7 protein-coding genes are annotated in these 9542 nt (G+C 69.3%); 6 read left to right on the top strand and 1 reads right to left on the bottom strand.

The window, feature by feature from the left end; genetic code table 11:
- The coding region (locus DD1DGNOD_RS21115; protein ID WP_131770899.1) for a DEAD/DEAH box helicase at nt 1-3252 on the bottom strand (3252 nt) is incomplete at its 3' end.
- Between the two features lie 40 nt (nt 3253-3292).
- Between DD1DGNOD_RS21115 and DD1DGNOD_RS21110 the strand changes: the two genes are divergently transcribed.
- The 6 genes from DD1DGNOD_RS21110 to DD1DGNOD_RS21085 all read left to right on the top strand — a co-directional run.
- The gene (locus tag DD1DGNOD_RS21110; protein WP_131768250.1) at nt 3293-3487 is read left to right on the top strand and encodes a DUF3046 domain-containing protein; all 195 of its coding nucleotides are present in this window, start codon (nt 3293-3295) and stop codon (nt 3485-3487) included.
- A gap of 263 nt (nt 3488-3750) precedes the next feature.
- Nucleotides 3751-4800, top strand: coding sequence for a recombinase RecA (recA, locus tag DD1DGNOD_RS21105; protein WP_131768248.1), 1050 nt, complete (start codon nt 3751-3753; stop codon nt 4798-4800).
- A gap of 45 nt (nt 4801-4845) precedes the next feature.
- Nucleotides 4846-5358, top strand: coding sequence for a regulatory protein RecX (locus DD1DGNOD_RS21100; protein WP_131768251.1), 513 nt, complete (start codon nt 4846-4848; stop codon nt 5356-5358).
- 267 nt (nt 5359-5625) lie between these two features.
- Complete coding sequence (gene rny, locus DD1DGNOD_RS21095; protein ID WP_131770898.1) at nt 5626-7389, top strand: ribonuclease Y; 1764 nt, start codon at nt 5626-5628, stop codon at nt 7387-7389.
- Between the two features lie 101 nt (nt 7390-7490).
- Entirely contained in the window at nt 7491-8903 is a 1413-nt protein-coding gene (miaB, locus tag DD1DGNOD_RS21090; protein ID WP_241251742.1) for a tRNA (N6-isopentenyl adenosine(37)-C2)-methylthiotransferase MiaB, read from the top strand.
- A partial coding sequence (locus tag DD1DGNOD_RS21085) for a hypothetical protein (RefSeq protein ID WP_241255882.1) occupies nt 8900-9542 on the top strand: 643 nt, incomplete at its 3' end. The genes miaB and DD1DGNOD_RS21085, both read left to right, overlap by 4 nt.

The raw sequence follows: 9542 nt of genomic DNA, 5'->3' as shown, positions 1-9542 counted from the left end.
GGGTTCGACGTCCCGGCGGGAAGCCGCGAGGCTGCGCCGGCGCAGCGTGCGCAACACCGTGTCGTCACACCACTGCTCGCCGGTGCCACCCGGGCGCAGCTCGCCGCGGACGAGCCGGCCGGTGGCGAGCATCCGTTCCAGGCCCGCGGTCACCACGCCGACACCCAACCCGAACCGGCGGGCGATCGCCTCGGTGTCGAACGGGCCGTGCGTGCGCGCGTAGCGGGACAGCAGGTCACCCAGTGGGTCGCGGACTGCTTCGGTGAAGGTCGTGGGCACACCGACCGGTACCGGGATGCCCAGGGCGTCACGCAGCCGTCCGGCGTCCTCGATCGCGACCCAGCGTTCCTCACCGGCGATGCGGACTCGCAGCGCACGGTGGGTGTCGGTGAGTTCGGCGAGCCAGGCCGGGGTCGCGCCCCGGGCCAGTGCCTCCGGCGTGCTGAGGTCGCCGACCACGCGCAGCAGGTCGGCGACCCCTTCGACGTCGCGCGCATGCCGGTAGGGCGCCAGGCGCTGCAGCTCGGCCTCTATCTGCGCGAGCACGTTCGTGTCGATCAGTTCCCGCAGGTCGGCCTGGCCCAGCAGCTGGGCGAGCAGGGAGCTGTCCAGTGCGAGTACCTGGGCTCGGCGCTCGGCCAGCGGGGTGTCCCCGGCGTACATGAACGCCGCCACGTAGCCGAACAGCATCGAGCGGGCGAACGGCGACGCCGCGGTGGTCTCCACCTCCACGACGCGCAGATTGCGCGACGCCACGTCACGCATCAGCCCGACCAGCGCGGGGACGTCGAAAACGTCCTGCAGGCATTCCCGCATGGTTTCCAGCACCATCGGGAAGTCGTTGAAGCGCGCCGCCACCTCCAGCAGGTGGGCGCTGCGCTGCCGTTGCTGCCACAGCGGTGTCCGGCGGCCGGGAGTGCGTCGTGGCAGCAGCAGCGACCGGCCCGCGCACTCCCGGAACCGGCTTGCGAACAGCGCGCTGGCACCGATCTCGGCCCGCACGAGCGCGTTGATCTCGTCGGGGTCGAACACGGCCACGTCGGCGGTGGGGGCGAGGTCGGCGTCGGGTATCCGCGCGACGACGCCGTCGTCGGAGTGCATGATCTGCACCTCGACGCCGTAGCGATCGCGTAGCCGTGCGCCGATGGCCAGCGCCCATGGCGCGGTCACGGGGGCGCCGAAGGGTGAGTGGACCGCCAGCCGCCAGTCACCGAGCTCGTCCCGGAAACGCTCGACGACGATCGTCCGGTCGTCCGGGAGACGACCGGTGGCCTCCCGCTGTTCGGCGAGATAGGAGAGCAGGTTGTCGGCGGCCCACTCGTCGAACCCGGCTGCCCGGAGGCGTTCCCGTGCGCCCTCGGTGCCCAGGCGGGCCAGTTCACGGGTGAAGGTGCCGATCTCGCGACCGAGTTCGGCCGGACGCCCGGGTGCGTCACCGTGCCAGAACGGCAGTCGGCCCGGCCGGCCCGGCGCCGGGGTCACCAGCACCCGGTCGGGGGTGATCTCCTCGATCCGCCAGCTGGACGATCCGAGCAGGACGACGTCACCGACCCGGGACTCGTACACCATCTCCTCGTCCAGCTCGCCGACCCGGCTTGCCTTCTCGCCCACCAGGAAGACGCCGAACAGGCCGCGGTCGGGGATGGTGCCGCCGCTGGTGACCGCCAGCCGTCCGGCGCCGGGCCGGCCGGTGAGCGTGCCGGTGGCCCGGTCCCAGACGACGCGGGGGCGCAGCTCGGCGAAGTCGTCGCTGGGGTACCGGCCGGAGAGCATGTCCAGTACCGCATCCAGGGCGGAGGGTGGCAGCGTCGCAAACGGAGCTGCCCGGCGGACCAGCGCGGCGATGTCGTCGACCTGCCAGGGGTCCATCGCGACCATCGCCACGATCTGCTGGGCGAGCACGTCCAGTGGGTTACGCGGATACCGAAGTTCCTCGATCCCGCCGTCGCGCATCCGTTCGGCGACGACGGCGCACGGCAGCAGATCGCCGCGGTGCTTGGGCAGGATCACCCCCCGGCTGGCGGCCCCGACCTGGTGCCCGGCTCGTCCCACCCGCTGCATGCCGGCGGCCACGCTCGGCGGTGACTCGACCTGGACGACGAGGTCGACGGCCCCCATGTCGATGCCGAGTTCCAGGCTCGACGTGGCCACGACCGCGGGCAGCCGGCCGGCCTTGAGATCGTCCTCGATGAGCGCCCGCTGCTGCCGGCTGACGCTGCCGTGATGCGCCCGGGCCACCTCCATCGCGTCGGCGGGCCGCCCGACCCCGGCGTTGCCCATCAGCTCGGCCGGCATGCGCTGCTCGGGCGGCATGTTCTGGAAGCGGTTGGCGTACGCCTCGTTCAGCCGGGCGCACAACCGTTCGGCGAGCCGCCGCGAGTTGGCGAACACGATGGTCGAGCGGTGCGCGAGGACGAGGTCGAGGATCCGTTCCTCCACGGCCGGCCAGATCGACGCCGTCGGTTCCGTGCCGGTGCCGGTGCCGGTGCCGGTCTCGGTCTCGGTGAGGCGGGTCATGTCCGCCACCGGTACGACCACGTCGATTCGCAGGGTCTTTCCGGTCGGCGGGTGGACCACCGTGACCTCGCGGGCACCCCCGAGGAAGCGCGCGACCTCCTCGGTCGGGCGCACGGTCGCCGACAGACCCACCCGCTGTGCCGGTCTGTCCAACAGCGCGTCGAGACGTTCCAAGCTCAGGGCAAGGTGAGCGCCGCGTTTGGTACCGGCCACGGCGTGCACCTCGTCCACGATGACCGTCTCCACCCCACGCAGCGCCTCGCGTGCCCGGCTGGTCAGGATCAGGAACAGCGACTCGGGCGTGGTGATGAGTACATCTGGTGGGAGACGCCCGAACGCCCGCCTCTCGGCAGCAGGAGTGTCACCGGACCGGATGCCCACCCGCACGTCGGGTTTGGGCCGGCCGAGGCGCGCCGCGGCAGCCTGGATCCCCGCGAGCGGGGCTCGCAGGTTGCGTTCGACGTCCACGGCCAGCGCCTTGAGCGGGCTGACGTAGAGCACGCGGCAGCGCCGGGAGGGTTCCGCCGGTGGGTCGGTGCGGGCGATCCGGTCCAGTGACCACAGAAAGGCGGCGAGTGTCTTGCCCGAGCCGGTCGGGGCGACGACCAGGACGTTGTCCCCGTGGCCGATCGCCTTCCACGCGCCTGCCTGCGCGGGAGTGGGCGCGGGGAACACGCTTTCGAACCAGGCCCGGGTGGGGGCTGAGAACAGCGCGAGGAGGGACGGGACGGGCATGCCTTCGAGTCTGCCTCCCGGGAAAGGCAGACTTGCAGCTGTGCGACTGACCGAATTCTGGGCGCGAATGAACAAGCAGTTCGGCTCCGGGTATGCGGAGTCGGTTGCCCGCGACCATGTTGTCGCCGGGCTCGGCGGGGCCACGGTCGACGAGGCCCTCACCCGCGGTGACGACGTCAAGGACGTCTGGCGGGCCGTGTGCGAGGAGTTCGACCTGCCCGCGCGCGAACGCTGAAGATCCGGGAGTGCTGAGATCCGGGACGGGTCCTGAAAAGCCGCTGGAGCCTCCGGCGTGTCGACCATGTGGTCGAACGCGTGTTCGCCTACTGTGGATGTCGAGTACCGAGGTTCCCCGGTGGTGCGAGAAAGGCCATGATCGTGTCTCCTCCGACCGTCCAGTTGTCCACAGGCACTACCCGGCGCTCGAAATTGTCGGACCCGCCCCCTACCGTCGCCATCGTGGCCAAGACTCGACGACCTCAGCCTGGAGCGACTCCCATGGCAGGACTCGACCGCGAGAAGGCGTTGGAGAACGCCCTCGCACAGATCGACAAGCAGTTCGGCAAGGGCTCGGTGATGCGGCTCGGTGACGACACCCGCCCACCGGTCCAGGTCATCCCAACCGGTTCCATAGCCTTGGACGTGGCGCTGGGCATCGGCGGGCTTCCACGCGGGCGCGTCGTGGAGATCTACGGCCCGGAGTCGTCCGGGAAGACGACCGTCGCGTTGCACGCGGTCGCGAACGCCCAGGCAGCCGGTGGGATCGCGGCCTTCATCGATGCCGAGCACGCGCTCGACCCCGACTACGCAGCCAAGCTCGGGGTCAATACCGATGCGCTGCTGGTCTCCCAGCCCGACACCGGTGAACAGGCGCTGGAGATCGCGGACATGCTCATCCGCTCCGGGGCGATCGACGTCATCGTCATCGACTCGGTGGCGGCTCTCGTGCCCAGGGCCGAGATCGAAGGCGAGATGGGTGACAGCCACGTCGGCCTGCAGGCCAGGCTGATGTCCCAGGCGCTGCGCAAGCTCACCGGCGCACTGTCACACTCGGGCACCACCGCCATCTTCATCAACCAGCTCCGCGAGAAGGTCGGTGTCATGTTCGGTTCGCCCGAGACGACCACGGGCGGAAAGGCACTCAAGTTCTACGCGTCCGTGCGGCTGGACGTCCGTCGTATCGAGACCCTGAAGGACGGTGCGGATGCCGTGGGTAACCGTACCCGCGTGAAGGTTGTGAAGAACAAGATGGCTCCCCCATTCCGTACGGCGGAGTTCGACATCGTCTACGGGGGTGGTATCAGCCGGGAAGGCTCTCTGATCGATATGGGGGTCGAGCACGGTATCATCCGCAAGTCGGGGGCCTGGTATACCTACGACGGTGATCAGCTGGGTCAGGGCAAGGAGAACGCGCGCTCCTTCATGCGTGACAACCCCGACATCGCCAATGAGATCGAAAAGCGAATCAAGGAAAAGCTCGGCCTGGTGCCGACGATTGACCTGGATCCAGCATCCCCGCCGCCGGTCGATCTTCGAGCTGATCTTTGATCTCCGAGTCGCTCCCTGGTCGGTGGAAAGGTGTTGATCGGCGTGATGCCATCAGATCATGGTCGGAAAGAGGCTGCGGACCCGACTGCCAGGGCGCGGGAGATCTGCCTGCGCCAGCTTGAGACCCGCCCGCGAAGCCATGCGGAACTGGCTACCACCCTGGGGCGGCGCGGGGTGGATCCCGATACGGCGGAGGCGGTGCTGGCCCGTCTGATCGAGGTGGGTCTTGTCGACGACAAGGCGTTTGCCACCGCGCTGATCTCTTCCGCGCGGGCGAACCGCAGCCTGGGGCGACGTGGTCTTGTTCATGAGTTGCGTCGCCGCGGGGTCGATGTGGAGGTTGCGTCCGTGGCGCTCGCCGACCTGGATACCCTGGACACCTATGACGAGGAGGCCGCCGCGCGGGAGTTGGTGCGACGCCGTATGCCGGCGATGGATCGGCTGTCGAACCAGGTACGTGCCCGACGCCTCACCGCGTTGCTCGACCGTCGCGGCTACCATCATGATCTTGTTGTGCGGGTGGTCACCGAAGAGCTTACAGATGGTTCGCTTGACTAGCTTTTCTTGACCGTCCACGAGCCGCAGACCTACTCTCACCAAAGGTGAGAGGGCTCCCGCGATGACGCGGTTCCGATAGCGTGAAACAACTTCACACGAGGGTGGCTGGCCCGGATCGCGGCGTCTGTGGACGCCGCTGCATCCGCCTGGGCTCAATCGTTTGTCGGCAGCGACACGCATTATAGTTCCGGAACAGCCCGTTTCGTGGGTCCCTCGCCGTTCCGGCCCGTTGATCGCGGGTCAATGTCGGCAGAGGGAGGAGGACCGATGAGCGTTCTCCTTGCCGTGCTCGCTGCCTGCATGCTCATGGGCTTGGTGGTAATTACGGTGCTTCTCGTTCGCGTCCTGGGTTCGGGGGCCCTGGGGGTCTCCCGATCCCGTACCGAGGCAGACACCGACGCCGACCCCGACGTAAAAGCGACCGAGCCTCCCGACGGTCAGCGCACCGCGCTTCCCAGCGCCGATCTCCAAACGGCGCAATCCGAAGCCGCTGAGATCATCAGGCAGGCTGCCGAGCTTCGCGAGCAGGCGGAGCGGGAGGCCGCGGAACTTCTCCGCCGCGCGGAGGAGAGCGCGCGAGCGGTACGGGAGCGGGCAGAGGCGGAGTCGGCGTTGCGTGGCTCCCTCGTCGAGGCGCAGGCACGTGAGGCCGGTCGGAAGTCGGCCGAAACCTTCCGGACGCAGGCCGAGGAGGAGGTGCGGGTGCTGCGGGCGGAGCTTCACGAGCGGGATGCCCGCCTCGTCCAGCGCGAACAGCGTCTGGAGGTCCGGGCTACCGCCGTTGACGAACAGGCACGTCAGATCGAGGCCAGGGACCACGACCTCGCGGCCCGGGAGGCCGAACTTGCCAGGCGGCGCGCGGAGGTCGTCGACCTGGAGGAAGAACGTCGCAGGACGCTGGAGAACGCCGCCCGGCTCACCGCCGCCCAGGCGCGTGCCGAGCTCGTCAAGGTTGTCGAGGCCGACGCCCGCCGGGATGCGGCCGTGCTGGTCCGCGACATCGAGGCGCAGGCCCGTGAACGGGGTGAGGAGCGAGCCAGGAAGATCGTTACACTCGCCATCCAACGGGTTGCCTCGGAGGCGACCACGGAGTCGGTCGTTTCCGTCCTGCACCTGCCCAGCGACGAGATGAAGGGCCGCATCATCGGCCGTGAGGGGCGCAACATCCGGTCGTTCGAGTCGGTCACCGGTGTGAACGTCATCATTGACGACACGCCCGAAGCGGTTCTGCTCAGCTGCTTCGATCCGGTGCGCCGCGAAATCGGTAAGATCACGCTGGAGGCCCTGGTCAGAGACGGGCGGATCCATCCGCACCGCATCGAAGAGGAGCACGACCGGGCCAGGCGTGAGGTCGAGGCGCGCTGTCTGCGGGCCGGTGAGGACGCGCTCGTGCAGACCGGTGTCGCGGAAATGCATCCCGAGCTGATCGCCATCCTCGGGCGGCTGCGGTACCGGACCAGCTACGGCCAGAACGTCCTGGCGCACCTCGTCGAGTCCGCTCACCTGGCGGGGATCATGGCTGCCGAGCTACGACTTCCACCAGCACTGGCCAAGCGGGGAACCCTGCTCCACGACCTCGGTAAGGCGCTGACCCACGAGGTGGAGGGCAGTCATGCTCTCATCGGCGCCGAGATTGCCCGCCGTTACGGCGAGGACGAGGAGGTCGTCCATGCCATCGAGGCGCATCACAACGAGGTCGAGCCGCGTTCGATCGGGGCGGTTCTCACCCAGGCCGCCGACCAGATCTCCGGTGGACGACCGGGTGCCCGTCGGGAGAGCCTGGAGTCCTACGTCAAGCGGCTCGAACGCATCGAGCAGATCGCCGCTGAACGTCCGGGTGTCGAAAAGGTCTTCGCGATGCAGGCCGGCCGTGAGGTCCGGGTAATGGTCGTGCCGGACGAGGTGGACGACATCGCTGCGCACATGCTGGCCCGTGATGTCGCCAAGCAGATCGAGGACGAGCTGACCTATCCCGGTCAGATCCGTGTCACGGTGGTTCGGGAGACCCGCGCCGTCGAGACCGCACGCTAGAATGATCGTCAGATGGTGGGAGTCGTCGTCTGGTTGCGCCTGCGCCGTAGGCTGGCTGCGTGAGTCCCCGCAGTTACCAGGTCCGGACATTCGGATGTCAGATGAACGTCCACGACTCCGAGCGGATCGCCGGCATGCTGGAGGCCGCTGGCTACGTGCCCGCAGCCGCTGATGTCACTCCGGACGTGGTGGTGTTCAATACCTGCGCCGTGCGCGAGAACGCCGACAACCGGCTCTACGGCAATCTTGGTCAGATGTATCCGGCGAAGAAACACCACCCGGGTATGCAGATCGCGGTCGGCGGTTGCCTCGCGCAGAAGGACCGCGGAACGATCACCGAGCGGGCTCCCTGGGTGGATGTCGTGTTCGGTACCCACAACCTGCACCGGCTGCCCGCACTGCTCGAGCGCGCGCGGCACAACGCGGCGGCCGAGGTCGAGATCGTCGAGGCGCTGGAGGTCTTCCCCAGCGCGCTTCCCTCCCGCCGCTCGACGCACCATTCGGCGTGGGTGAGTATCAGCGTCGGCTGTGACAACACGTGCACCTTCTGCATCGTGCCGAGTCTGCGGGGCAAGGAGACCGATCGGCGTCCCGGGGATGTGCTGGCCGAGGTCGAGGCACTGGTCGACGAGGGCGTCCTCGAGATCACCCTGCTCGGTCAGAACGTGAATTCCTACGGCCGGTCACTGGGTGATCCCGGGGCGTTCGCAAAGCTGCTGCGTGCCTGCGGGACGATCGACGGGCTGGAGCGGGTGCGGTTCACCTCACCGCATCCGCGGGACTTCACCGACGACGTGATCGAGGCCATGGCGGCGACCCCGAACGTCTGCCCGCAGCTGCACATGCCGCTGCAGTCGGGGTCGGACGTCGTACTGCGACGGATGCGCCGCTCCTATCGGCAGGAGCGCTTCCTGGGAATCCTCGAGCGGGTCCGGACCGTGATGCCGCACGCCGCCATCACCACCGACATCATCGTGGGCTTCCCGGGCGAGACGGAGGCCGACTTCGTCGACACCCTGCACGTGGTGCGCGAGGCGCGGTTCGCCGGCGCCTTCACCTTCCAGTACTCCCCGCGGGAGGGAACACCGGCTGCCACGATGGACGGTCAGGTCGACCCGGTCGTCGTACGGGACCGTTACGAGCGGCTCGCGGCCGTCCAGGAGGAGATCTCCTGGGAGGGCAACCGCGCGCTTGTCGGCCAGCGGGTGGAAGTCCTCGTCGTCGAGGGGGAGGGGCGCAAGGACGCCGCCACCGGGCGGCGTTCCGGTCGCGCCCGTGACGGCCGGTTGGTCCATCTCGGTGCACCGTCGGCCGCCCTGATCCGTCCAGGTGACGTGGTACAGGCGATGGTCACGCGGGGTGCGCCCCACCACCTCGTTGCGGACGGTCCGCTGCTGGCCCACCGGCGGACCCGGGCCGGTGACCTGTGGTGGGAGGCCGCTCAGGGTGCCCTCGCGGGCCCTGAGCAGGGTCGACGGTCGACCGATCTCGGTATGCCGACACTCCGACGGTGACGCTGGTCGCGGCGGCGGTCTGTCCGCATCCACCGTTGCTCGTCCCCGAGATTGCCGGTGGTGAACCCGTCGCGGTACGGGAACCGGCGATCCAGGCTGTGCGCCGGCTCGCGGCGGGTGCCCCGGACCTGGTCGTCGTCGTCGGTGACGCGCCATGGACCCAGCCCTGTGCCGCTGGCGAGTCCGGGACGCTGGCCGGTTACGGCGTGCCGCTGTCGGTCACGCTGGGACGCGCCGCGGGCTCCTGCGTACCAGTCCCGGCCCCGAACCGGCCGACCCTGCCGCTGTCGCTGACGGTCGGAGCCTGGCTGCTCGGGCAGACCTCGTGGGAAGGGGCGGTCACCGGCTTCGGTGTGAGCGCGACGACCACCGCGGCGGATGCTGCGCGGATCGGCGTCGAGCTTGCCCGCTCGGCGGATCGGGTCGCCCTGCTGGTGATGGGCGACAGCAGCGCGCGGCGGACGGTCGGTGCGCCCGGCGGATTCGACAGCCGCGCAGCCGCCCACGACGGCGCGGTGGCGGCGGCGCTCGCCGGTGGCGACGCGGCCGCGCTGCTGCGGCTGGACCCCGGTCTCTCGCGCGAGCTGATGGCGGCCGGTCGTGCGTCGTGGCAGGTGCTTGCCGGTGCAAGCCTCGCCG

This window comes from Candidatus Protofrankia californiensis, assembly GCF_900634765.1.
GTDB classification, from domain to species: Bacteria; Actinomycetota; Actinomycetes; order Frankiales; family Frankiaceae; genus Protofrankia; species Protofrankia californiensis.
Note: the sequence above shows the minus strand (reverse complement) of the source record. Positions and strands in the feature narration are given on the sequence as shown.